We start from the raw sequence: 23330 nt of genomic DNA, 5'->3' as shown, positions 1-23330 counted from the left end.
GGGCGGCGACCGCGCGACCCCCTCGACCCGCCGGCCGAACCTTCCGTGCGGTCACACGTCACCCCAATTTCCTTTCAGACGAAAATGTTCGTGCGCGAAATGATAACCAGAAGGCATCAGACAATTCACAATAAATCCACAGAAACCCCAACCTTTGTGACTTTACTGTGATCATTACCCGACAGAATATCCCGGTCACCCATCGATAGATGGGGATGCATTTCGGGAGGAACGACTTATGAGGCGATTTATCGCCACTTTGGCATGTACGGCTACCGTCAGCGTGGTGACTCCCGCGCTGGCCACGCCCGCATATGCGCAAGCTCCCGCCGCCAAGCCGGTCATCGCGCTGAAGAAGCAGTTCGTCACCGGCCACGGCGTGCGTTTCACGTCGGTCAGCAAGATCGACATGGGTGGCCTGGCCTCGGTCAAGCTGCGGAGCAAGGGCACCGTCGGATTCGGCCGCACCGGCGTCACCGCGTCCGATATCACCCTGAAGGCCGACTGGGGTGGCCTCCTCGACGACGACGAGGAGCTGGAGGGCATAGACGAACCGATCCGTACGATCACCGTCAAGAAGACGACCTACTCGTCCGGCCACCTGTTCGACGCCTTCCTGCCCGAGGGAAAGACCTGGCTTCGCTCACCGGGCGGCGACCCGGCTCGTGAGCTTTCCGGCAGCTTCCTCATCAACCCCCTCGACCCGAACACGCTCCGGACGGTCCTCTCGACCACCAGGGCGACGGGCAGGGGCGGCGTCGTCGGCGGCGCCAAGACCACCCTCTACCGCGGCACGATCACGATGAAGCAGCTTCTGTCGGCATCGCCGACGACGAGGAAGCAGCTGAACGGCATGAGCGCCAAGGAGAGGGCGTCGCGGGTCAGCTGGAAGCTCTGGCTGGGCACGGACAACCTCGTCCGCCGCATCACCACCTCGACCCGCGAGACGGTGAAGATCAAGAAAACGAGCATCCAGATGGCGCTCACCAGCGACGCCAGGTTCACCGGCTGGGGCAAGAAGATAAAGGTCACCCCGCCGCCGGCCGACCAGGTGACCGACCTTTCCGACACCGACGGCGAGGTCCCGCAGACGCCGCAGATCTTCGACCTGAACCGGGGGCTCGGCCACTGAGAGTCCGAGAGCGATCCGCTCTCAGCGGCGTCCGGCGGACGGCCTCGCCTCCGCCGGACGCCGCGTCCGTTCTCTGGAGCACCGGTCTAGAGCTTCTCGATCGGGGCGTAGGCGAGGAGCAGCGTCTTCTCGCCCGCGCCACCAAAGTCGATCTTCGCTTGGGCGCGGGGCCCCACGCCGTCGACGCTGATCACCGTGCCCAGGCCGAAGGCGTCATGGGTGACCCGGTCCCCCGGGGTCAGGTTCGGAACGTTGCCCGCGCCCTTCTTCCCCGGCGCGGAGGCCGTACGGGACGGGCGGGCGACCCCGCCCACGCCGTCCCGGGACACGGCGGCCGATCTGGCGTCCTTGGCCGGATCCGTACGCCACTCGACGAGATCGCCGGGGACCTCCGTCAGGAACCGCGAGGCGGGGTTGAACGAGGGCGAGCCCCAGGAGGACCGGACGGCGGCCCGGGACAGGTAGAGCCGCTGCTCGGCCCGGGTGATGCCGACATAGGCCAGGCGCCGCTCCTCCTCCAGCTCCTTCAGGTCGCCCATCGAGCGCATGTGGGGGAAGACCCCGTCCTCCATCCCGGTGAGGAACACCACGGGGAACTCCAGGCCCTTCGCGGTGTGCAGGGTCATCAGGGTCACGACGCCGCCGTGGTCGTCCCCTTCGGGGGCGCGGTCGCTCGGAGGGACGACCCCCGCTGACCCTCCCGGAATCTGGTCGGCGTCGGCGACCAGCGCGACCTGTTCCAGGAAGTCGACCAGCGTGCCGTCCGGGTTCGCCTCGCCGAACTCGGCCGCCACCGAGATCAGCTCGTTGAGGTTCTCCAGGCGGCTCTCGTCCTGCGGATCGCGGGAGCCCTCCAGCTCGGCGCGGTAGCCGGTGGCGTCGAGCACCTCCTCGGCGAGCTCGGCCGGTGACAGCTCCCGGCTGCGCAGATGATCGAGCAGCGCCGTGAACTCCTTGATCGCGTTGATCGACCGGGTGGCCAGGCCGGGCGCCTCGTCCACCCGCAGCAGCCCCGCCCAGAAGCTGATCCGCTCCCGGTTCGCGAACGCCTCGACCATCGCCTCGGCCCGCTCCCCGATGCCGCGCTTGGGCACGTTGAGAATGCGCCGCAGCGACACCGTGTCGTTCGGGTTGGCCATGACCCGCAGATAGGCCAGCAGGTCCTTGACCTCCCTGCGCTCGTAGAACCGCACCCCGCCGACGACCTTGTACGGCAGGCCGGTGCGGATGAAGATCTCCTCGAATACCCGGGAGGCGGCGTTCGTCCGATAGAAGACCGCGACCTGACCTGGCGTGATCCCATGCTCGTCGGCGAGCCGGTCGACCTCCTGGGCGACGAACATCGCCTCGTCGTGCTCGTTGTCCGCCACATAACCGATGATCTTCGGCCCGGCGCCCTGGTCGGACCACAGATTCTTGGGCTTGCGGCTCTCGTTGCGGGAGATCACCGCGTTCGCCGCGTTGAGGATCGTCTGCGTTGACCGGTAGTTCTGCTCCAGCAGAATCGTCCGCGCGGCCGGATAGTCCCGCTCGAACTCGAGGATGTTGCGTATCGTCGCCCCGCGGAAGGCGTAGATCGACTGGTCGGCGTCGCCGACCACCACCAGCTCGGCCGGCTCGACGCCGGTGCCCTCCCGCACCACGTCGCCGTCGGCCGTCTTCAGATCCGGCCGTCCCACCAGCTCGCGGACCAGCTCGTACTGCGCGTGGTTGGTGTCCTGGTACTCGTCGACCAGCACGTGCCGGAACCGCCGCCGGTAGTGCTCGGCCACCTCGGGGAAGAGCTGGAACAGCGTGACCGTCAGCATGATCAGGTCGTCGAAGTCCATCGCGCCGGCCTCGGTCAGCCGCCGCTGGTAGGTCCGGTACGCCTCGGCCAGCATGCGCTCCAGATGCGTCCCGGCACGCTCGGCCGCCGTCTCGTAGTCGATCAGCTCGTTCTTGAAGTTGCTGACCTGGGCGGAGAACGAACGCGGCGGATAACGCTTGGGATCGAGGTCGAGCTCGCGGCAGACCATCGCCATGAGCCGCTGGGAATCGGCCTGATCGTAGATCGAGAAGCTCGAGGCGAACCCCAGCCGCTTGGCCTCACGCCGCAGGATGCGCACGCAGGCGCTGTGGAAGGTCATCACCCACATGGCCCGCGAGCGCGGCCCCACCAGCCGCTCGACCCGGTCCTTCATCTCCCGGGCCGCCTTGTTCGTGAAGGTGATCGCGAGGATCTCCCCCGGCCGGACGTCGCGCTCGGCCAGCAGATACGCGATGCGGTGGGTCAGCACCCGCGTCTTGCCGGATCCGGCTCCGGCGACGATCAACAAAGGACTGCCCCGGTGGAGGACGGCCTCGCGCTGCTGCTCGTTGAGGCCGTCGAGCAAGGGGTGGGTGGCGGCATCGGCTCGGCTGGACACGTCAACAGGGTAAGGCGGTCCACCGACATTCGGCGCCCTCCGGTCCGCCCGATCCCTTTGTTTCCCGTTTAAGGTGAATGGCCGAGACGAGGAGGACGGCAGATGCTGGACGAGGCTGGGCTCAACCGGGTGCTCGTGGTCATGGCGCACCCCGACGACATCGATTTCGGCGGCGCCGGCACGATCGCCAAGCTCGTCGACGCAGGCAAGGAGGTCGCCTACTGCCTGGTCACCGACGGCGACGCGGGCGGCTTCGACCGGGAGTTCGACAGCGGCGGCATGGCCGCGCTCCGCCGCGCCGAGCAGACGGCCGCGGCCAAATGCGTCGGCGTCACCGATCTCCGTTTCCTCGGCTACCGGGACGGGATGGTCGAGCAGACCCTCGGACTGCGCCGCGACATCGCCCGGGTGATCCGGCAGGTGCGGCCCGACCTCGTCATCACCTCCACCCCCGAGCGCAACTACGTCCGTCTCGGCCCGAGCCACCCCGACCACCGGGCGGTCGGCGGCGCCACCCTCGACGCGGTCTACCCCGACGCACGCAACCCGTACGCCTTCCCCGAACTGCTGGCCGACGAGGGCCTGGCGGCGTGGACCGTGCGCGAGGTGTGGCTGTCCGGCACGATGACCCCCGACCACTTCGTGGACGTCACGGCGACCGTCGACCGCAAGATCGCCGCACTGCGCGCGCACGAGAGCCAGACGGGGCACATGGACGACCTGGAGGGCATGGTGAAGGGGTGGCTCGCCGAGAACGCGGCCGCCGCCGGTTTCCCCGAGGGCACCTACGCCGAGGCCTTCCAGGTTGTCGTGACCGCGTGATCCGCAGGTGATCCGGCGTCGTGGCACCTGCGGTCCTCGCTGCCTCCCGCTCCGCTCCCTGCCCCCCGGATGGCGGTTACCTGACCGACTCTCTGCCTGGTGCCCCTCCCGCCAAGGTTCGCCCTGTCGCGTCGCCCGGGGTGGCACCTCGCAGCGTTGTCGCCCCACCCACGAGCATTCCTCGCGAGCTCGGATTCCTTCCGGGGCCCGGGGTGATCGCACTCCGCTACGAACTCCTCCTCCGCCTTGCAATGCACCACCCTGGACACAGCTCCTCCGGGGCAGACCTCGGCGGTCGCGGCACTAGAAGCAGGCGTTCATACCCCGCTGGTAGCCCTTCGCATAGTGGCTGGCCCGGACGTCGGGCCTACCGTGCTTACCCGGCTCCCACCAGGCGTCGTCCGGGTCTCCGATCTCCTCGAAGTTGGCGATGATCTCCTGCAAGTCTCCCGGCTCCAGCTGAACCTGCCCCGCCCTGACCACGGCCGCGAGGGTCGCACCCGCCATGCAGTCGGCCTGAAGTTCCTGCTGAACCGTGTACTGGTAGCGCAGCCCCAGCTGGGCCTGTACGGAATGCGCGAACTCGTGTGGGATGACCATGTACATGACGCCGTCACCGATTTTCTTGTACATCCTGCGCATGTAGTTCTGGTCGTAGGCGATGATGTGGCTCTCCGGACAGTAGAACGCGTTGTCGGGGCTCGATGCCTCGCCATAGCACCGCGGGCCGCGCGTGCCGACATAGGCCTTGAAGCTCCGGATCCGCTGGTAGCGCAGGCCCCACGCATTGAACTGCCTGGTCCAGAACTGCTCGGTCAGGCAACGGGCCAGCCGAATATCGCTGGTGAAGGTGTCGCCTCGGTCGTAGCACCAACGTGTCACGGTGGTGGCGCTCTCACTGGACACGAGAGTGATGGAGGAGTCGATCGAGTGGTCTGTGCCGGAGGAGTCCGGCGAGTGGCTTCCGTAAAGGAGAGCCGTCACGACAGCGGTCGATGCCAGGGACCGAGTGAAGATTCTGCGAACAGACACGGCCGAATTGTGTATCGGAGTTCCATCCGAAACCCCTTATTACGATGGCTTCTCAGCAAATATCATGATTTACCGTCAACGGCGCCTACCGGAACGCCTCAGGCGAGGCCGGGCGGCAGGCCCCGCTGCCGCTCGTTCCTTTCGGAGAGCTTGTCCGTCCTCTCCTCGATCCTCCTGGCCAACCGGGCCGCGACGTATCCGAGCGAGTTCATGGCGAGGTGGAGCAGCGACGGCGCGATCAGCCCGCCGCGGCGGCACAGTTCGTGGAAGAGCGACCCGGCGACCGCCGTCGAGACGACGGTTCCCGCGACCAGTCGTACGGCGCCCCGCGGCGCCGTTCCCGGCGCGGCCGGGGGCTCCGCCGAGGCGACGCGGCCCAGCGCCGGATTGGCGCACGCCATGTCGATCGCGGGCAGCACGTGCCACAGCCCGAAGAGCGCGGCCGATGCGGCGGCGGCCGCGGGTGACGACAGCGGCCGACCGGCAATCCCGCACGACGTGAGCAGCGCGGGCAGGACGCCGCGGAAGGCGACCTCCTCCAGCAGCACAGTCCCCACCGGCACCTGGAGCAGGATCTCCTCGGCCAAACGTCCGTGCGAGAGCGCGAGCGCCCGATCATCCAGGAACAGCGGCCTGGTCCGGGGCAGTGCGACCCCGGCCGTATAGACCGCGGCCACCCCGGCCGCGAGCGCGCCGCCGAGGCGTGCGCCACGCCCCCGTGACCCGAGGTCCTCAGCTCCGATGCCCAGTTCCCGCAGGCTCAGGCCCTCGCCCCGGGCCAGGCCGATCAGGGCGGCGGTCGTGACGGCCGACGTCAGCGGCGCCCAGCGTCTGGCGATCCGGTTGTTCAGCACGTTCGCGGCCGCGAGCAGCCCGATGGAGCACGCGACCGGATCCGTACGCCTCACCCGCACTCCTCCATGACCGATGTCATGTAGCCGCCCGGCAGGCATCGACGCCCTTTTCGAATCTTGACGAAGGCGTTTCATCCGCTTATCGGTTCGTTCGGACGCTCTCGCTGACGAATCTTTCCGTATCAGGCGCCCGACCCCGCAGCCGGGTCGGGCAACCCGAACGGCAAACAGACCCGTTCAGACGAGACGCCGTGCCGTGGCCCAGCGTGACAGCTCGTGCCGGTTGGAGAGCTGCAACTTGCGCAGCACGCTCGACACGTGGGTCTCGACCGTCTTCACCGAGATGAACAGCTCCTTGGCGATCTCCTTGTACGCGTAGCCGCGCGCGATGAGCCGCAGCACCTCGCGTTCCCGCTGCGTGAGCGAGTCGAGTTCAGGATCGATGGGCGGCGCCTCGGTCGAGGCGAACGCGTCGAGCACGAAGCCGGCCAGCCGCGGGGAGAAGACCGCGTCTCCCTCGGAGACCCGGATGATCGCGTCGGTCAGCTCGGCTCCGCTGATGGTCTTCGTGACATAACCCCTGGCCCCACCCCGGATGACCCCGATCACATCCTCGGCGGCGTCCGACACCGACAGCGCGAGGAAGCGGACCTGGGAGCCCGAGCCGAGCACCCGCCGCAGCACCTCCTGGCCGCCACCGCCCGGCATGTGCACGTCCAGCAGCACCACATCGGGCGCCAGCTCGGCGATCGCCGGCACCGCCGAATCCACGTCCTCCGCCTCGCCGACCACCTGGATCGACGGCCCCAACTCGGCGCGCACCCCGGACCGGAACAGCCGGTGATCGTCGACGATCAGCACACGAATGGTCTTCATTACTCCCTCATCATCACCGTGACTCGTCACCGTGACGCCGAGGTCACGGGTTCCTCTTCATGGTCAGCATGACCTCGGTCCCGTCACCGGGCTCGGTCCTGATCCGGGCGCTGCCGCCGTTCCGCTCCATCCTGCCGATGATCGACTGCCGGATGCCCATCCGGTCCTCCGGCACGTCGTCGAGCACGAAGCCCTTGCCGCGGTCCCTGATGAACACCGTCACCTCCCCGGGCTCCACCTCGGCATAGACGGAAATGACCGAAACTTCACTGTATTTCGCCGCATTCACCATCGCCTGCCGCGCCGCGTGGAGCAAGGCCGCCAGGCCCTCGGTCAGCTCGCAGTCGCCCACGCAGACCACCTCGATATGCACGCCGTGGGCGTCCTCCTCCTCCGCCGCGACTCTCCGTACGGCAGCGGCGAGCGTGGCGTCGGCGTCCTGCTTGGGCTGGTAGAGCCAGTTGCGCAGCTCACGCTCCTGCGACCGGGCGAGGCGTGTCACCTCGCGCGAATCGTGCGCGTTCCGCTGGATCAGCGTCAGCGTGTGGAGGACCGAGTCGTGCACGTGGGCGGCCATCTCGGCCCGTTCCTCCTGTCTGATGCGCTCGGTGCGCTCCCGCTGGAGCTCCTGGATGAGGGAGGCGAGCCACGGTGCGGCGATCATCAGAATGCCGCCGACGACGACGGCGGTGAAGACGAGGCCGGTGCTGGCCTTGGCCAGCTCGCCGCTCGCGGCGAGGAAGCCGATCGCCCCCCCGACGACCAGCAGCGCCCCGATGCCCGTACGGACCCAGGTCGCGTTGACCTGCTTGACGGCGCCGCTCATCCACCGCTGCCGCCGGTCCGGATCGGCCTGCTGCCACAAGATCAATGCGCCGACGCCGCCGATGGCCAGCGGCCAGGTGCCGTACCCTCCGCTGGGCGCGCCGGTCAGCCAGCCGAAGGCCGCCAGCACCAGCCACAGCACGGCGTACGCCGCGAGCTGCCCCCAGTCCCGGCCGGGCATGCGTCCCCTGAGCTGCTCCTTCGGCGTGAACATCCACAACGCCGCGTAGGCCACGAAGCCGAGCCCGTCGACGACGGTGAGCAGCACGAAAGCCAGCCGCATGACCACCGGGTCGAGCCGGAGCTGGGCCGCGGCGCCCTGGGCCACCCCGGCGATCACCCGGCCGGTCATCGGCCGGACCAGCCTGGGGTGGTGCGCCTCCGGGGCGCTGGGCATCGTGTTAGGCATCTCAGACATCTCGGCAAGCATCGTCACACGTCAGGGCCCCACCTCGCATCAGGGGGCGCCCTGGTCCGCCCCCGACCCCTCACCCCGACCTCAGGGGTGTCCGTCAGGCATCGCCTTCAACCAACGTGTTTGAAGGATCCCATTTGGGCGGTCGATGGTCGGGATACTGTTGCATCAACAGGCAGTGCGCTGCGAAGACCGACGTCGAGCGAGGTACAGCGATGCTGGAGGAACGGCGAGACGATGCCCGATGAGCCATCAGGCCGCCAGCACGACCGGGAAATCGCGGTTGAACTGGACTCGACCGGCCTCAGCATTGGAGTTGAACGGGAAGCCTCCGATGAGGAGGTCATCAAGGCACCCTTCGATCCGGAGAAGATCGACGTCACCACACGGAATCCAACCGTGGACTTACTGCTCTCTCGGATCCGGCGCCGTGTCCTCGATCTACAACCAGATTTCCAGCGGTTCGCAGGCATCTGGACACAGCAGGCCCAGAGCCGACTGATCGAGTCGATGCTACTACGCATCCCGCTGCCGACGTTTTACGCAGCAGAGGCAGGGGATGAGCGATGGATCATCGTCGACGGAGTTCAGCGGCTCACCACGATCGCGTGCTTCATCGATCCCGAAAGCGTGGGTGCGGCACCGCTGGTTCTCAAAAATTTGGAGTACCTTGGGGACGACTACGAGGGCAGACGGTTTACGGAATTGCCTGGCCGGTTCCAGACTCGGCTACTTGAGACCGAGGTGGTGGTGCACCTCATCCGAAAAGGCACGCCCGAACCGGTGATGTTTAACATTTTTGCCCGGATCAATACTGGAGGCCGGCCGCTGACCCGCCAAGAGTTGCGTCATGCGCTGATCCCGGGACCGGCACGTGCCCTGCTACAGGAACTCGCAAACTCCGAGGCGTACCAGCGCGCCACGCTGGGATCAGTATCGCCCGAGCGCATGGACGACCGGGAGATGGCGCTGCGATTCATCGCCTTCCGGCTCTCCAAACCCACGGACTACGCACGCCATGACTTCGATGACTTCCTCCGTGACGCGATGCACGAGGTGAACAGGCTCGCACCCGAGCGAGTAGCACAGCTGCAGCAGGAGTTCGCCCGGGCCATGGACGCCGCACGGGACATCTTCGGAGAATATGCCTTCCGCAAGTACTATCCGGACCGGAGTCGGCGTTCTCCAATCAACAAGGCCTTGTTCGAAGCCGTCGCTGTCAACTTGGCACAGCGCTCTGAAACAGAGCTCGCGATACTACGCAAATGCGGTGATCGAGTGTTGGAGCGACTTTCCCGACTGATACTCATCCCCGATTTTGAGCGAGCGATCTCATTGGGTACCGGTGACATCAGGAAAGTGCGTCTCCGCTTCGCCTGGGTGGACGCGATGCTAACGGAGGCGGCAAATGCTTGACCGTCTCAGCATCACCAACTTCAAAGCCTTCGCCACAGCCGACATCACATTCGGCCGCTACACTCTATTGTCCGGACTCAACTCCAGCGGAAAGACCACAGTGCTGCAGGCCCTGGCGTTGCTGCGCCAGTCTCATGGCACCCTTGATGAGGAGGGAGGCGGCTTCCTACTCAACGGCGACCTCGTCGAACTAGGTGTGGGGCAGGACATCCTGCACGAAAACTATGTCTCCGTCGACGACGCCGAACCACGGATTGAACTTACTCTCCAGTGCGGTGACGAGTCGCGTTCTTGGGCCGTCGGTTACGAACGGGAAGCCGATCTCCTACAGATAAGGGACCGATCTCATAGTCCTGTTGAGGTTCGATCAACATCGTTGTTCGGGACGGGTTTCCAGTACCTGCGCGCAGACCGTATTTCCCCTGCAGTCAGCTACCCACGCTCTCATGAGGTGGCCATAAGACAGGGCTTCCTCGGTTCCCGCGGTGAACACACCGTGAACTACCTTCGGCACTTTCAGGACGAGCCGGTCACCGATAAGCGTCTTCACCATCCACAGTCTCGTTCACGCGGACTGCTCGACCAAACCGAGGCGTGGATGCAGGAGATCTGCCCAGGCGTGAACCTGCAAACGGACGCGATCGAGGGCACCGATTCCGTGCGCCTCAGTTTTCGGTTCGGCACCGCCGGCTTGTCAGCCAGCAACCGTTATCGGCCCACGAATGTGGGGTTCGGGCTAACGTATGTACTTCCCGTGGTGGTGGCCTGCCTCACCGCGCAACCGGGAAGCCTCCTGCTTCTGGAGAATCCCGAAGCACACCTGCATCCACGCGGGCAGACCGCGATGGCGATGTTGACGTGCGCAGCCGCCGCAGCCGGAGCTCAACTAGTTGTCGAAACGCACAGCGATCATGTGCTCAATGGTGTCCGACTGTCAGTGAAGGAGCGAAGGCTCTCCGCTGAAGACGTCGTGCTCCACTATTTCCGAAGAAGCACCGACGGGATAGAGATCCTCACGCCCACTCTTGGATCCGATGGGATGCTCTCCAACTGGCCTGAGGGTTTCTTCGACGAGTGGGAGCGTTCCCTGGATCGACTGCTCGACTGAACCGGCCGGAAGGAACCCCCTGTGCCTGTCATGTTGTTCTTCAACGAGCTGTCGGTTACGCTTACCGCTTCGCCACAGCAGATCGACAAGACCATGGCTGAGTTCGTGGACCTGGTGCGGACGATCCACAGGTGGCGGAGGGACGCGGCTCTCGTCACGGCGGTACCACTCAAGTCGTTGGAGCTCGCCCCTGGCTACTCTATCCAGCAGTGGATCGCCGCCGATGGCGCCAACCGCGACCGCTGGAGACTTATCCGCGCCGTCCAAAACCGCGCCCCCTACCGTTCACTCATCCCCGACGACGCGGACTCCGATGTCGAGTACCGACACGATGACAACCGCGCAGAAGGCATCGGTACGGCGCATCTGCTGGGAGGTCTCGCAATCAGCCTGCCAAGCGAAACGAAGTGGGACAGCCCCTGGGTAACAGCCGACCGAACGATGCTTGCGGAGGACGAGTACGGGAGCGTGTCGCTACACGAGGACACAGTCGAGGTGCGCCATGCCGCCACCCGAAGCCATATCGAGCTGCACAAGAACTGGGTTCAAGAGACAGGGCGGGACGGCCTCGGCTCTGGTGTCGCCATCTGGGAAAACAGGTCGCTCCACTTTCCGCACCTGACATTCCTGCCACGAGTGGAGGACGATCTGCGGAGCCTGCGGCAAGATTGGGTGCGTTCTGTTTCCGGGCTACTGCTTAGAGTGCAGGACGCAGTGGCGGAGTGGAACGAAGGAAACGCCGCCTTGCCCTCGTGGCGAACGAAGGTGAGCCAGGAGTTCGAAGGTCGCGAGCGGCTGTGCCAGTTCGTAGACCTCGATGGCGTCTCCCGCGTCTTCGAATGGCACGCCAGATTCACCCCGGGCGCGGGTCGACTCCACTTTCGGCTAGTGGCAGAGGACCGCACTGCCAGAGTTGCGTACATCGGCCTGAAGCTCGGCCTTTGAACCTCCCCTGATCCAGCTTCCTGTGGGTCGGGGACGAGTCAGGGGTTACCCCGATGGCAGGCAGGTGGTGGACGCGGCCAGGATGGGAGCATGACCGAAGCGCCGACCACCGCTGCCCCCGATCCCCGGCCGGATCCCGCCGCCGGACCGGAGCCGGAGCAAGTGCTGAGCCGCGACGGCTCGGGCCGCATGCTCACCGGGGTGTGCGCCGGCCTCGGCAGGTTCACCGGGATGGACCCGGTGCTGTTCCGAGTCGGGTTCGCCGTGCTGGTCCTCGCCTCCGGCACCGGCATCCTGCTGTACGTCGCCGCGTTCCTGCTGATGCGACGGCCCGGCGGGCAGCCCGGCCATCTGGAGCAGTGGACCAATCGGCTGTTCGACGCCGAGACCGTGCTCGCGCTGATGGCGGCGGTCTTCGCGCTCGGCCTGATCATCAACGTCGGGTCCGGTGGGGTCAACAGGGGCACCATCGTGATCGGCACGCTGCTGGCCATCGTGCTGCTCGCCGCACACGCACGCGGTGTCGACCTGCGAACACTGGTCAAGTCGATGCCGGAACGGGCGACCGGGCGGCGCGGCATGAGGCCCTCCGGGGGCCGGGCCACCGCGATGCCCGCGACCGCGACGTTCCCCCCGCCGTTCCCGGAGCAGCCGTACGACACGGTGCCTCCCGAGCAGCCGTACGACGCGGTGCCCCGGCACCAGCCGGATGGAACGGCCCGCTTCCAGGCTCCCGGCATCCACGTCCCGGAGAACCCGCACGTTTCCGAAGGGGTTTCCGCCGGAACCGGGCCCGACGGAATCGGGCCTGACGGAACCGGGACCGACGACGCGGGCGTCTCGCCGCGGTGGGAAGCGGCATCCGCCGACGCGCCTTCGGCCTCCGCCGGCGCGTCGGCCACCCGGACTCCGCCGATCCCCGGCGGCCCCGCACCGGATCGTCCCGCCCCTGATCACCCCGCATCCGGTCACATCGGACCGGAGTTCCCCGGTGCCGGCCCCCAGAACACGGCGCCCTCCGGCTATCGGCGGCTGTCGGATCTGGCGCGGGAGGCACGCGCCGGCACGTACGGCTACGCCGGCGGCGAGCCGTACGCCCCGCACGGCCCCTACGCCCCGCGACGGCCCCACCCGCCGGTGGCGCCCGGGCCGTACCGGCCGGTCACGCCGCCCCCGGCCCGGGTGAAGGTCAAGCGGCCCAAGTCTTTCATCGGCGGACTCACCATCTGCCTCGCCCTGATCATTGGAGGGATCATGGTTACGGTGCAGCAGTCGGGCACCGGTTCGGTCAGTCTGCCGGTGATCGGCGGGGCGGTCCTCGTCACGATCGGCGCGGGCCTGCTCATCGCGACATGGTTCGGCCGGGGCGCGACGCTCGTCATCGCCGGCACGATCGTGTCTCTCGTCCTCATCGCGGGATCGACGATGAACGGGATCCCCAAGAAGGTCGGCAGCTTCGCCTGGCATCCCGTCGAGGTCACGCAGGCGACGACGGACTACACGATCGGGATCGGCGAGGGCCGGCTCGACCTGAGCGACCTCGCTCTCCAGTCCGGCGCCCGGATCAGGTTCAACGCGTCGGTGTCGATCGGGCAGCTCACGGTGATCGTGCCCCCGACCGCGCGGGTGGAGGTGCACGGATACACCCGGGTGGGCGAGGTGAAGATCGATCACAAGGTGGAGGACGGTACCGACGTCCGGTTCGACCAGGTCCTGGAGCCCGAGGCGACCGGCGAGTCCGACGCGCCCACGATCGAACTCCATGTGAAGGCCGGGGTCGGGGACGTGGAGGTGCGGCGTGCCGCCTGACCCGCTCATGACGCATGACCGGCCCCTGCTCCCCGACCGGAAGGCCGAGCGCCCCCGCCTGGTCCACCGGACCGACTGGATGGCGCTGCTCAGCGGCCTGCTGTTCATCGGCATCGGCATCCGCTACCTGGACGGCCCCATCCCCGATCCGGTCGTCATGGCTCCCCTGCTCATCGGCGGGCTGGGGTTCGCCGCGTTCGTCGCCATCATCGTCAAGATATTGCGGCACTGACTCCGGGGCCCCGGACGACCTCGCATATCGCTGTGAACATCGCTCTCACGGGCGATCCGACCGGCTCACACTAGACTGAGGTGGTGTGTCCGCCCTGCTCGCCCTGGAGTTCGTCAGCACGCTTCGCATGCGGCGGTCCGGGCTGGCCGACGCGCTGGCGGATGCCGCGGGAATGACCGCCTGGGGCCGGGAGCACGCCACCGCGCTGGGAGTCGATCCGGACTCGTTCACCGCCACGGAGACCCTGCGGGCCGAGGTCGTCGAGCTCCGGCAGGCCGTTCGCGCGCTGTTCGCCCGAGCCGTCTCCCCCGGTCCCGCCAGCACCGCCGACGCCGACCTGCTGCCCGCCTTCCGTCCGTCGCTCGAGTTGGTGAACGCGACGGCGATGGCGGTGCCGGTCACACCGAGGCTGGACTGGCCGGCCGACGACGTTCCCGTCGTCCACGTCGTCCCCGCTGTGCCCGCCGGGGAGTCCGAGCGGATCAGGGCGGCGCTCGCCGCTTCGGCGATGGAACTGCTCGCCGGGCCGTACCGCGAGAAGCTGCGGACCTGCCCCGCACCTCGCTGCGTGCTCTATTTCGTCAAGGAGCATCCGCGACAGGAATGGTGCTCGGTGACGTGCGGCAATCGTGCGCGTGCGGCCCGGCACTACCGACAGCACAGCGGCAGCCGCTGAGGCCTCGCCCGCCGCGCCGCCGCGTCTTCCCACGGTACGGCTCGCCGTACGGCTCGGCGGCGCGGCGGGAGCGGGTCACGCCCTGTTCCGGCCCGACCGTAACCACATCCTCCTAATGGACTTTGCACCTTCCTTCCGTTAGATTACGGGCCAGTGGATAACGGTTCTATCCGTTATATCCAGCCCTATGGGAGAGATCATGATTGTGAAGACCGGTCATGTCGGGCTCAACGTGATCGACCTCGGCAGGTCGGTGGACTTCTACCGAAAGGTCCTCGACTTCGAGGTGCTCGACGAGTCGCACGAGGAGGGCCGCCGCTACGCGTTCCTCGGTCGTGACGGAAACCTTGTACTGACCCTGTGGCAGCAGAGCGAGGGCGCCTTCTCCTCCGCCCGGCCCGGCCTGCACCACCTGTCCTTCGAGGCGCCGGACATCGAGACCGTCCGCCGGGCGGAGGCCGTCATCCGCGAGATCGGGGCCCCGCTCCACCACGACGGAATCGTGCCGCACGGCGAGGGCGCCTCTTCCGGAGGCGTGTTCTTCGAGGACCCCGACGGCATCCGCCTGGAGATCTACGCGCCCAGCGGGGCCGACGACCGCCCTGCCCCGGTAGCCGACGCCCCCACCTGCGGCTTCTTCTGATCGATTCCGGTAAGGCAGAGCCGTACCGGAAAGGAGGACCTGTGTGGCATCCGGGCGAGGTCGCGCTCCAGCGCCGGGCCGGCGTGCGGCCGGCGGAGCATGGCTCGGCCCGTGTCCGTGCCGAGATTCCCACCGCGGCGGCGGAGTTCCTGCGCGCCCAGCGCATGATCGTCATCGGCACCCCGGACCGGGACGGCCGCGTCTGGGCGACGGCGCTCACCGGCCCGCCGGGCTTCGTCGCCGCCTCCGGCGCACGAACGATCGTGATCGGCGCGTTGCCCACGGTGCCGCCCGCCGAGATCTTCGACACCGAGCACGACCTCGGGACACTGGCGATCGAGCCGATGACCCGGCGGCGGATGCGCGCCAACGGCCGAGCCCGCCGAGACGGCGATCGACTGCTGTTGCTGACCGATCAGGTGTACGCGAACTGCTCGAGATACCTGCAGCGCCGTGAGATGAGCGGGGAGGTGCCGGGCACGGCGCGAACGGCCCAGGTCGGCGCCGCCCTGAGTGCCGAACAGCAGACGTCGATCCGCGACGCCGACACGTTCTTCATCGCCACCCACGCCGACGGGCTCGGCTCGGACGTGTCGCACCGGGGCGGCGACCCCGGGTTCGTCCAGGTCGTCGACGGACGACGACTGATCTTCCCCGACTACGCGGGGAACCTGATGTACATGACGCTCGGCAACCTGGAGCTCAACCCGATGGCCGGGCTGCTCTTCCTCGACTGGAAGACCGGGGACGCGCTCCACCTGACCGGCCGGGCACGGGTGCTGTGGGACCCCGGAAACGTGCCGGGCGCCGAGCGGCTCGTCGAGTTCGAGGTGGACTCGGTCCTGCAGGTGGCCGGTGCCAGCCCGTTCCGGTGGACGTTCGTGGATCGCTCCAAATTCAACCCGCCGGCGCCGGTTCCATGATCGCCACTCCCCCGCGAACACACGAGAAGAGGTTTTCGACATGAAGTCATCAGTGCCCCCCTTCACCGAGGAGACGGCCCGCGCCAAGGTCCAGGCGGCCGAGGACGCCTGGAACACCCGCGATCCCGAACGGGTCGCCCTCGCCTACACACCCGACTCCGTCTGGCGCAATCGGGACGAGTTCGTCTCCGGGCATGCCGAGATCCGGCGGTTCCTCGCCCGCAAGTGGGCCAAGGAACTGGACTACGCGCTCCGCAAGGAACTCTGGGCCTTCGCCAGCGACCGCATCGCCGTGCGCTTCCAGTACGAATGGCACGACTCCGACGGACAGTGGTGGCGCAGTTACGGCAACGAACTGTGGGAGTTCGACGAGAACGGGCTGATGCGCAGGCGGGAGGCGAGCATCAACGACGTGCGTATCGACGAACGGGACCGGCGCATCTTCGGCCCCCGCCCCGCCGACCAGCACGGCGTTTCCTTCCCGCTGCGGTGACGGCGGGCGCGGCGACACGCCGTCCTTGACACGACGGGACCGGGGTAAGTCCTCACGCACCCGCTGACGAGTGTGACGAATTGACGTCCAAGTGATGAGGGGGGCTTGACCAAACGGATGTGGAGCGTACGTTCGCTGATATCCGGTCTCACCGCCTTGGGGAGGACGCCATGCCCCGGATCACCGTCAAGGTCGACGACATCACCTACGAAGAAGACGTGGAACCACGAACGCTCCTGGTCCACTTCCTGAGAGATCGATTGGGAAAGACCGGCACCCCGATCGGCTGCGACACCAGCAACTGCGGGTCGTGCACGGTGCTCATGGACGGCAAGAGTGTGAAGAGCTGCTCGGTGCTCGCCGTACAGGCGGACGAGAGTGAGATCGTCACCATCGAGGGCCTGGCGAGCGACGGGAACTGGCACCCCATGCAGCGGGCCTTCCACGAGGAACACGCCCTCCAGTGCGGCTACTGCACGCCCGGCATGATCCTGGCCGCGATCGACCTGCTCAACGACGACCCCGACCCCTCCGACGAGGCCATCCGCGAGGGCCTGGAGGGGAACCTGTGCCGGTGCACCGGCTACTGCAACATCGTGCGTGCCGTACGGCGAGGCGCCGAGGAGATGGGGGTGACCTCGCGGTGACCGAAACGGATACGGCGCCGACCGGCGCGATGAGCGAGGTGGGCAGGGCCCGCCGGCGCAAGGAGGACGCGCGGCTTGTCACCGGCCGCACCCAGTGGACCGACAACATCCAGCTTCCCGGCATGCTCCACGTGGCGTTCCTGCGCAGCCCGCTGGCGCATGCGCGGATCACCCGCGTCGACGTCTCGGCCGCGCGCGGCCGGCCCGGCGTGGTGGCGGTGTTCAGCGGCCGGGACTTCGCCGGCGAGCAGGGCAGCCTGCCGTGCGCCTGGCCGGTGACCGAGGACGTCGTCATCCCCGATCATCCGCCGATGGCCGTGGACGAGGTCCGCTATGTGGGCGAGGCGGTGGCCTGCGTGGTCGCCACCGACCGCTACCGTGCGGCGGACGCGCTGGACTCCATCGAGATCGACTACGAGCCGCTGGACCCCGTGCTCGACATGACCGAGGCGCTGATCGAGGGCTCCGCGACGGTCCACGAGGCCGGGAACAAGGCGTTCACCTGGAAGTTCGCCCAGGGAGACGTCGAGGGCGCGTTCCGCGACGCGCCCGTCGTCATCGACAGGACCTTCGTCCAGCAGCGGCTCATCCCCTCGGCGATGGAACCACGCGCCGTCGTGGCGCAGACCGACGGCGACGCGTTCACCCTGCATTCGGCGACGCAGATCCCGCACATCCTGCGGGTCATGCTCGCGCTCACCACCGGGATCCCCGAGCACAAGCTCCGCGTGATCGCGCCGGACGTGGGCGGCGGGTTCGGCTCCAAGCTGCAGGTGACGGCCGAGGAGGTGCTCTGCCTACTGATCACCCGCCGTCTCGGCCGCCCGGTCAAGTGGACCGAGTCGCGATCGGAGGGCAACCTGACCGTGCACCACGGCCGCGACCAGCTCCAGCGGATCAGCGTGGCCGCGGAGAACGACGGCAGGATCCGCGGCGTCAAGGTCGACCTGCTCGCCGACATGGGCGCCTACCTGATGCTGGTCACGCCCGGCGTGCCGCTGCTCGGCGCGTTCATGTACGGCGGCATCTACAAGATGGACGCCTACGACTTCACCTGCACCGGCGTCTTCACCACGAAGATGCCGACGGACGCCTATCGGGGCGCGGGCCGGCCCGAGGCCACCTTCGCGATCGAACGCGCGGTGGACGAGCTGGCGGCCGAGCTCGGGCTCGATCCGATGGAGGTCAGACGCCGCAACTGGATCAGGCACGCGGAGTTTCCGTACACGACGATCTGCGGCCTGACCTACGACTCGGGCAACTACGAGGCGGCCACCGACCGGGCGCTCGCGCTGTTCGGCTACGACGAGTTGCGGGCGGAACAGGCCGATCGGCGTGACCGCCGCGATCCGGTCCAGCTCGGCATCGGCATCTCGACGTACACCGAGATGTGCGGCCTCGCGCCGAGCCGGGTCCTCGGCAGCCTGTCGTACGGCGCGGGCGGCTGGGAGCACGCCGAGGTCCGGATGCTCCCGACCGGCAAGGTCGAGGTGGTCACCGGCTCCAGCCCGCACGGACAGGGACACGTGACCGCGTGGAGCCAGATCGTCGCCGACGCGCTCGGCGTCCCGTTCGAGGACGTCTCGGTGCTGCACGGCGACACCGCTTCGTCGCACAAGGGCATGGACACCTACGGCTCCCGATCCCTCTCCGTCGGCGGCATCGCCGTGGTGAAGGCGTGCGAGAAGGTGCGGGAGAAGGCGCGGCAGGTCGCGGCCCACATGATGGAGGCATCCCCCGACGACGTCGAGTTCTCCGACGGACGGTTCCGAGTACGCGGCACCACCACGGAGCGGACCATCCAGGAGATCGCTCTCGCCACGTTCGCCGCACACGACCTCCCCGAGGGGTTCGAGCCGCGGCTCGACGCCCAGGCGACGTTCGACCCGGACAACTTCTCCTTCCCGCACGGGACGCACCTGTGCGCGGTCGAGGTGGACACCGAGACCGGCGCGACGACCATCCGGTCCTACGTTGCCGTCGACGACGTGGGCACGGTGGTCAACCCGCTCATCGTGGAGGGACAGGTGCACGGCGGCATCGCCCAGGGGATCGCCCAGGCGCTGTTCGAGGAGGCGGTGTACGACGCCGACGGCAACCTGCTGACCACGACCATGGCCGACTACCTGCTGCCGTCCGCCACCGACCTGCCCGTGTTCGTCACCGACCGCACCGAGACCCCGGCGACCTCGAACCCGCTCGGGGTCAAGGGCGTCGGGGAGGCCGGCACGATCGCCTCCACCCCGGCCGTGGTCAACGCGATCGTGGACGCGCTGCGCCCGTACGGCGTAAGCGACGTGCGGATGCCGTGCACTCCCGAACGGGTGTGGCGGGCCATCCACGATCGAGCGCCCAGCGCAGAGGAAGGAGCATCGGTTTGATTCCCGCGTCGTTCGACTACTCCAGGCCGTCGTCGCTGGAGGAGGCCCTGGCCGTGCTCGGTGACGCCGGGGAGGAGGCCAAGGTGCTCGCCGGCGGCCAGTCGCTGCTGCCGCTGCTCCGGCTGCGGCTCGCCTACCCCACCGTGCTGGTCGACATCGGGCGCGTGGCCGAGCTCAGCGGCATCGCCGACCGCGGCGACCACGTGTTCATCGGCGCGATGACCACGCACCACGAGGTGGTCCGGTCGCCGATCGTCAACGAGCACTGCCCGCTGGTCGCGCTGGCGACCGCGACCGTCGCCGACCGGGCCGTACGGCACCGCGGCACGTTCGGCGGGTCGCTGGCACACGCCGACCCCGCGGGCGACCTGCCCGCTGTGGCCCTCGCCCTGGACATGGACCTCGTGGCGCGATCGTCCACCGGAGAGCGGACCATTCCGGCGGCCGATTTCTTCGTCGACTATCTCGAACCGGCCCTGGAACCCGGAGAGATCCTCGTCGGAGCCCGCGTGCCCAAACTCGGCCAGGGGTGGGGCTTCCACTACGAGAAGTTCCACCGTACGGCCCAGGCGTGGGCGACGGTCGGGGTGGCGGCAGCCGTACGCCGGTCGAACGGAACCGTCGCGGAGGCGCGGATCGCGCTGACCAACATGGGGCCGACCCCGATCAGGGCGGTCGCCGTGGAGGCGGCGGCGCGCGGCGCCGCGGCCGACCGCGACGGCGCGCTTCGGGAGGCGGCCGAGCAGGCGGCCGAGGGCACCGATCCCCCCGGTGACCTGCACGCCCGGCCCGACTATCGGGCACATCTGTCCCGGGTGCTCACGCACCGGGCCCTCCTGGCCGCCTGCGCGGTCTAGGAACCCGGGGACCTGGTCCCCCAGGAACACAGCATCGGGTTGCCGAAACCGGTTCGGGAACTCGGAAAGGAGTCCGGTCGTGGCGCTGCGGTTCGAGCACGAGTTCATGGTTCCCGTCCCGGTCGAGCGGGCCTGGCCGGTCCTCCTCGACCCGGAACGGATCGCGCCGTGCCTGCCCGGCGCGGCCCTGGAGTCGATCGACGGCGATGCGTTCACCGGCCGGTTGCGGGTGAAGGTGGGCCCGATCACCATCGTCTATCGGGGCAGCGCGGAGTTCGAACACATCGATCCGGACGCGCGTACGCTGACGCTCCGGGCCGCGGGCAGGGAGACCCGCGGCCCGGGCACCGCGAACGCGGAGGTGACCGCGCGGCTCTCCGCCGAGGACGGGCACACCCGGGTGCGCGTGGAGACCTCGTTCAACGTCACCGGACGGCCGGCCCAGTTCGGCCGGGGCATGCTGGCCGATGTCGGCGGCAAGCTCATCGACCGCTTCGCCGCGAACCTCGCAGGGCTCTTCGAGGAGGAGCGGCCCGAGGCGGAGCCGGAGCCCCCGGCGCCGGCGGCGGCCCCCGCACCGGCTGCCCCCGCACCGGCTGCTCCCGCTCCGGCGGCCGCCGAGCCGAGAGATGCGAACTCCCCGCTGAGTCATCGCACGGCCGAGGAGCAGGAGCTCGACCTGCTGGAGCTCGCGGGCGGGCCGCTCGCGCGGCGGATCGCCGTCCCGGTGGCCGTGCTCGCCGCGCTGGCCGCGCTCGCGGCCCTGATCCACCTGCTCCGCCGTTTCCGCCACCGGGCGTGATCTCGTGGGGTGGGGGTTGAGGGGGTCGGGGAACGGCGTCGTTCAGCGGGGCAGCAGTTCGCCCGACCGCTGCCTGGGGAGGCCGGCGAGCATGCGCTGACCATCGGTGAGCAGGGCGGCGATCGGACCGGGCTCACGCAGCCGGGTCAGCCGGTCCCGGTTGTACTTGCGCGTCCGCGCCGTACGACGCTTGCTCGCCGCCGATTTGAAGGCCGCGACGTGGTCGCGGTCGGGCCGCGGCGCGCCGGTCAGTTCGTACCCGAGGGAGCTCAGCCGCTCGCCCAGCACCTCCTCGCACAGCGAGACCTCCCACGGCTCCAGCCTGTCGACCCACTTGCCCGCGTGGGCCGTGGTGACCTCGCTGTGGGTGTTGCTGTGCCAGACCTTGTGCTTGGGCACCGCCATCTCGGCGATGTGGCGCGGCTCGCACATCGCGGGGTCGTACTCTTCGCCGATGAACGCGCACAGCTTCTTCAGCTCGGTCTCCGGATCGGCGGTCAGGTCCTCGTACCGGAGCTGGTAGAAGCTGTCCTCCGGCAGCTTGCGCGCGTGGCGGCGGCCGAAGTCGATCGCCTCGGCCCAGTTGGCCGCCGCGTGGAAGGTGTCCGGCTTGTACCAGGGCATCTCCTTGAGCGAGGCGACGCAGTCGCGGCCGTCCCTGACCAGGTGGACGAACTGGGCGTCGGGGAACATGCGCATCAGCATCTCGACGTGCCGGTAGTAGCTCGGCCGCTTGTCCCCCCAGCGCGGCTTGCCGAACCGCTCCGCGTAGCACTTGAAGACCATTCCGATCACCGAGCCGAAGCTGCCCGGCCCGAGCATGGCGGCGTGAACGAACTCCCCCGAGTCCAGCCCCAGCTCACGGAACTTGGTGTTGCGCCCCTCGGCGATCCAGGTGGCGAGCCTGCGGCGGTTGTCCGCGAGCCGCATGTCGCCGTACGCGCGCCGCGAGAAGTAGGCCGGGACCAGGAACCGGGTCTCCGGCGGTACGGCGATGCGCGGGTGTGAGTGCAGCATGAGCTGCAGCATCGTGGTCCCGGAACGCGGGCAACCGACGACGAAGATCGGTCTGTCGGACTGCATGATGATCTATCCCCCCGTGATGAGTGTCAACTCAGTAAGGCCCGGTCGAATCAGACAAGGATCTTCTCCCTCTCCGGTGCGCCCTGCGGGATCTGCCGGGCCGCCAGCCAGACGCGGTAGACGAGGAACATCTCGAAGGCCAGCAGCAGCGCGCCGGCTCCGATCGAGACCGGCACCAGCGCCCATGATCCGAGCACCGGGGCCACCACGAACACCGCGGCGTGGAACTCGATCCCGCTCACGATGTGCGTACGCACCCGCCGCCGGACCAGGAACACGCGGAACCGGTCGTACCAGGGGAACCGCGCGTGGAACTCCTTCTGCAGGTCGATCAGCGTGCGACCGTCCTCGACCTCGTCCGCCAGCCGCCCGACCTCGGTTCGCGGCCGGCTGCCCAGCACGCTCTCCACGAAGACGCAGTCCCCGTCCATTCGCGCCTGGGCCAGGCTGCGCGTGGCGTCCTTGACCCGCTTGAGCTGCGGACCGTTGATGTAACGGAACAGGTCGAGCAGTACGACGCCGACCGCGGCCAGCAGGTAGTCGATGTCCCCCGACCTGGAGTACTCCCCGAACCCCAGACCGAAGGCGCAGCAGACCACCCTGATGCGGTCTCCCACGTAATCGAGCCAGAGGCCGAACGGCGTGCCGGTGCCCTTGAGCCGGGCGATCTTCCCGTCCATGCAGTCGACCATGAAGCTCAGGTAGAACAGCACCGCGCCCAGGATCAGTGCGCCTTCCAGGAACGCCACCGCCGAGGCGAGGCCGCCCAGCATCGACAGCCGGGTCAGTGTGTTAGGCGTGATCTTGGTGTGGTTCGCCACGAGCAACGCCAGCCGACAGGCGAGCGGATCGACCATGAAGACGGTCCACCACGAGTCTCTCGGCTTGCGTGCCGCCATGATGTCGTCGAGCGTGAAACCTCCCATGCAGCAAGGATGACTACAGTCGGTA

22 protein-coding genes are annotated in these 23330 nt (G+C 68.2%); 15 read left to right on the top strand and 7 right to left on the bottom strand.

What is annotated here, in order from left to right:
- Positions 1-286 precede the first annotated feature (286 nt).
- Positions 287-1132, top strand: coding sequence for a hypothetical protein (locus tag ACQP1K_RS05105; RefSeq protein ID WP_433499704.1), 846 nt, complete (start codon positions 287-289; stop codon positions 1130-1132).
- A gap of 86 nt (positions 1133-1218) precedes the next feature.
- Here the strand turns inward: ACQP1K_RS05105 and pcrA are convergent, their stop codons facing one another.
- A complete protein-coding gene (gene pcrA, locus ACQP1K_RS05100; RefSeq protein WP_433501487.1) occupies positions 1219-3507 on the bottom strand; it encodes a DNA helicase PcrA in 2289 nt (762 codons plus the stop codon).
- Between the two features lie 135 nt (positions 3508-3642).
- Between pcrA and ACQP1K_RS05095 the strand changes: the two genes are divergently transcribed.
- Positions 3643-4362 carry a PIG-L deacetylase family protein gene (locus ACQP1K_RS05095; RefSeq protein ID WP_433499703.1) on the top strand — a complete coding sequence of 240 codons (720 nt, stop codon included), beginning with the start codon at positions 3643-3645 and terminating at the stop codon, positions 4360-4362.
- Positions 4363-4665: 303 nt separating this feature from the next.
- Here ACQP1K_RS05095 and ACQP1K_RS05090 read toward each other — a convergent pair whose 3' ends face one another.
- The 4 genes from ACQP1K_RS05090 to ACQP1K_RS05075 form a co-directional block, all read right to left on the bottom strand.
- A complete protein-coding gene (locus ACQP1K_RS05090) occupies positions 4666-5346 on the bottom strand; it encodes a neutral zinc metallopeptidase (RefSeq protein ID WP_433499702.1) in 681 nt (226 codons plus the stop codon).
- A 146-nt stretch (positions 5347-5492) separates the two neighbouring features.
- A complete protein-coding gene (locus tag ACQP1K_RS05085) occupies positions 5493-6302 on the bottom strand; it encodes a CPBP family glutamic-type intramembrane protease (protein ID WP_433499701.1) in 810 nt (269 codons plus the stop codon).
- Between the two features lie 183 nt (positions 6303-6485).
- Positions 6486-7124 (bottom strand): response regulator, encoded by a 639-nt coding sequence (locus tag ACQP1K_RS05080; RefSeq protein WP_055482873.1) that lies wholly within the window; start codon positions 7122-7124, stop codon positions 6486-6488.
- Between the two features lie 43 nt (positions 7125-7167).
- Complete coding sequence (locus ACQP1K_RS05075) at positions 7168-8367, bottom strand: PspC domain-containing protein (RefSeq protein ID WP_433499700.1); 1200 nt, start codon at positions 8365-8367, stop codon at positions 7168-7170.
- A 234-nt stretch (positions 8368-8601) separates the two neighbouring features.
- On the opposite strand from ACQP1K_RS05075, the gene ACQP1K_RS05070 reads away from it, so the two are divergent.
- From ACQP1K_RS05070 to ACQP1K_RS05010, 13 genes are all read left to right on the top strand, one after another.
- Positions 8602-9780, top strand: coding sequence for a DUF262 domain-containing protein (locus ACQP1K_RS05070; RefSeq protein WP_433499699.1), 1179 nt, complete (start codon positions 8602-8604; stop codon positions 9778-9780).
- Positions 9773-10888: a DUF3696 domain-containing protein gene (locus ACQP1K_RS05065; RefSeq protein ID WP_433499698.1), complete on the top strand. Its 1116-nt coding sequence runs from the start codon at positions 9773-9775 to the stop codon at positions 10886-10888. Before ACQP1K_RS05070 ends, ACQP1K_RS05065 begins: the two co-directional genes overlap by 8 nt.
- 21 nt (positions 10889-10909) lie before the next feature.
- Entirely contained in the window at positions 10910-11833 is a 924-nt protein-coding gene (locus tag ACQP1K_RS05060; protein ID WP_433499697.1) for a hypothetical protein, read from the top strand.
- Positions 11834-11923: 90 nt separating this feature from the next.
- Positions 11924-13642, top strand: coding sequence for a PspC domain-containing protein (locus ACQP1K_RS05055; RefSeq protein WP_433499696.1), 1719 nt, complete (start codon positions 11924-11926; stop codon positions 13640-13642).
- On the top strand, positions 13632-13874 hold the full coding sequence (locus tag ACQP1K_RS05050; RefSeq protein ID WP_433499695.1) for a hypothetical protein: 243 nt from the start codon (positions 13632-13634) through the stop codon (positions 13872-13874). The genes ACQP1K_RS05055 and ACQP1K_RS05050 overlap by 11 nt, the downstream gene beginning before the upstream one ends.
- 85 nt (positions 13875-13959) lie before the next feature.
- Positions 13960-14550, top strand: a complete 591-nt coding sequence (locus tag ACQP1K_RS05045) for a CGNR zinc finger domain-containing protein (protein ID WP_433499694.1) — start codon at positions 13960-13962, stop codon at positions 14548-14550.
- A 199-nt stretch (positions 14551-14749) separates the two neighbouring features.
- Positions 14750-15193 carry a VOC family protein gene (locus tag ACQP1K_RS05040; protein ID WP_433499693.1) on the top strand — a complete coding sequence of 148 codons (444 nt, stop codon included), beginning with the start codon at positions 14750-14752 and terminating at the stop codon, positions 15191-15193.
- A gap of 41 nt (positions 15194-15234) precedes the next feature.
- Positions 15235-16116 carry a pyridoxamine 5'-phosphate oxidase family protein gene (locus tag ACQP1K_RS05035; protein WP_433499692.1) on the top strand — a complete coding sequence of 294 codons (882 nt, stop codon included), beginning with the start codon at positions 15235-15237 and terminating at the stop codon, positions 16114-16116.
- A gap of 40 nt (positions 16117-16156) precedes the next feature.
- Positions 16157-16609 (top strand): nuclear transport factor 2 family protein, encoded by a 453-nt coding sequence (locus ACQP1K_RS05030; protein WP_433499691.1) that lies wholly within the window; start codon positions 16157-16159, stop codon positions 16607-16609.
- A gap of 170 nt (positions 16610-16779) precedes the next feature.
- Positions 16780-17256: a (2Fe-2S)-binding protein gene (locus ACQP1K_RS05025; protein WP_433499690.1), complete on the top strand. Its 477-nt coding sequence runs from the start codon at positions 16780-16782 to the stop codon at positions 17254-17256.
- 29 nt (positions 17257-17285) lie between these two features.
- A complete protein-coding gene (locus tag ACQP1K_RS05020; RefSeq protein ID WP_433501486.1) occupies positions 17286-19637 on the top strand; it encodes a xanthine dehydrogenase family protein molybdopterin-binding subunit in 2352 nt (783 codons plus the stop codon).
- The gene (locus ACQP1K_RS05015) at positions 19634-20494 is read left to right on the top strand and encodes an FAD binding domain-containing protein (protein WP_433499689.1); all 861 of its coding nucleotides are present in this window, start codon (positions 19634-19636) and stop codon (positions 20492-20494) included. The genes ACQP1K_RS05020 and ACQP1K_RS05015 overlap by 4 nt, the downstream gene beginning before the upstream one ends.
- A 79-nt stretch (positions 20495-20573) precedes the next feature.
- Positions 20574-21296: an SRPBCC family protein gene (locus tag ACQP1K_RS05010; protein ID WP_433499688.1), complete on the top strand. Its 723-nt coding sequence runs from the start codon at positions 20574-20576 to the stop codon at positions 21294-21296.
- Between the two features lie 42 nt (positions 21297-21338).
- Here ACQP1K_RS05010 and ACQP1K_RS05005 read toward each other — a convergent pair whose 3' ends face one another.
- Both ACQP1K_RS05005 and ACQP1K_RS05000 read right to left on the bottom strand, forming a co-directional pair.
- Positions 21339-22379: a sulfotransferase family protein gene (locus ACQP1K_RS05005; protein ID WP_433499687.1), complete on the bottom strand. Its 1041-nt coding sequence runs from the start codon at positions 22377-22379 to the stop codon at positions 21339-21341.
- 50 nt (positions 22380-22429) lie between these two features.
- Positions 22430-23305 (bottom strand): CDP-alcohol phosphatidyltransferase family protein, encoded by an 876-nt coding sequence (locus ACQP1K_RS05000; RefSeq protein ID WP_433499686.1) that lies wholly within the window; start codon positions 23303-23305, stop codon positions 22430-22432.
- Positions 23306-23330 lie beyond the last annotated feature (25 nt).

This window comes from Sphaerimonospora sp. CA-214678 (genome assembly GCF_050942215.1).
Classification (GTDB): domain Bacteria; phylum Actinomycetota; class Actinomycetes; order Streptosporangiales; family Streptosporangiaceae; genus Sphaerimonospora.
The sequence above is the reverse complement of the archived record's forward strand: the minus strand, read 5'-3'. Positions and strand labels throughout refer to the sequence as shown.

Coding starts and splice junctions, on each gene's coding strand:
- ACQP1K_RS05095 (WP_433499703.1), top strand. CDS start 3,643: ATGCTGGACGAGGCTGGGCTCAACCGGGTGCTCGTGGTCATGGCGCAC.
- ACQP1K_RS05080 (WP_055482873.1), bottom strand. CDS start 7,124: ATGAAGACCATTCGTGTGCTGATCGTCGACGATCACCGGCTGTTCCGG.
- ACQP1K_RS05075 (WP_433499700.1), bottom strand. CDS start 8,367: ATGTCTGAGATGCCTAACACGATGCCCAGCGCCCCGGAGGCGCACCAC.
- ACQP1K_RS05070 (WP_433499699.1), top strand. CDS start 8,602: ATGCCCGATGAGCCATCAGGCCGCCAGCACGACCGGGAAATCGCGGTT.
- ACQP1K_RS05065 (WP_433499698.1), top strand. CDS start 9,773: ATGCTTGACCGTCTCAGCATCACCAACTTCAAAGCCTTCGCCACAGCC.
- ACQP1K_RS05055 (WP_433499696.1), top strand. CDS start 11,924: ATGACCGAAGCGCCGACCACCGCTGCCCCCGATCCCCGGCCGGATCCC.
- ACQP1K_RS05040 (WP_433499693.1), top strand. CDS start 14,750: ATGATTGTGAAGACCGGTCATGTCGGGCTCAACGTGATCGACCTCGGC.
- ACQP1K_RS05030 (WP_433499691.1), top strand. CDS start 16,157: ATGAAGTCATCAGTGCCCCCCTTCACCGAGGAGACGGCCCGCGCCAAG.
- ACQP1K_RS05025 (WP_433499690.1), top strand. CDS start 16,780: ATGCCCCGGATCACCGTCAAGGTCGACGACATCACCTACGAAGAAGAC.
- ACQP1K_RS05020 (WP_433501486.1), top strand. CDS start 17,286: ATGAGCGAGGTGGGCAGGGCCCGCCGGCGCAAGGAGGACGCGCGGCTT.
- ACQP1K_RS05005 (WP_433499687.1), bottom strand. CDS start 22,379: ATGCAGTCCGACAGACCGATCTTCGTCGTCGGTTGCCCGCGTTCCGGG.
- ACQP1K_RS05000 (WP_433499686.1), bottom strand. CDS start 23,305: ATGGGAGGTTTCACGCTCGACGACATCATGGCGGCACGCAAGCCGAGA.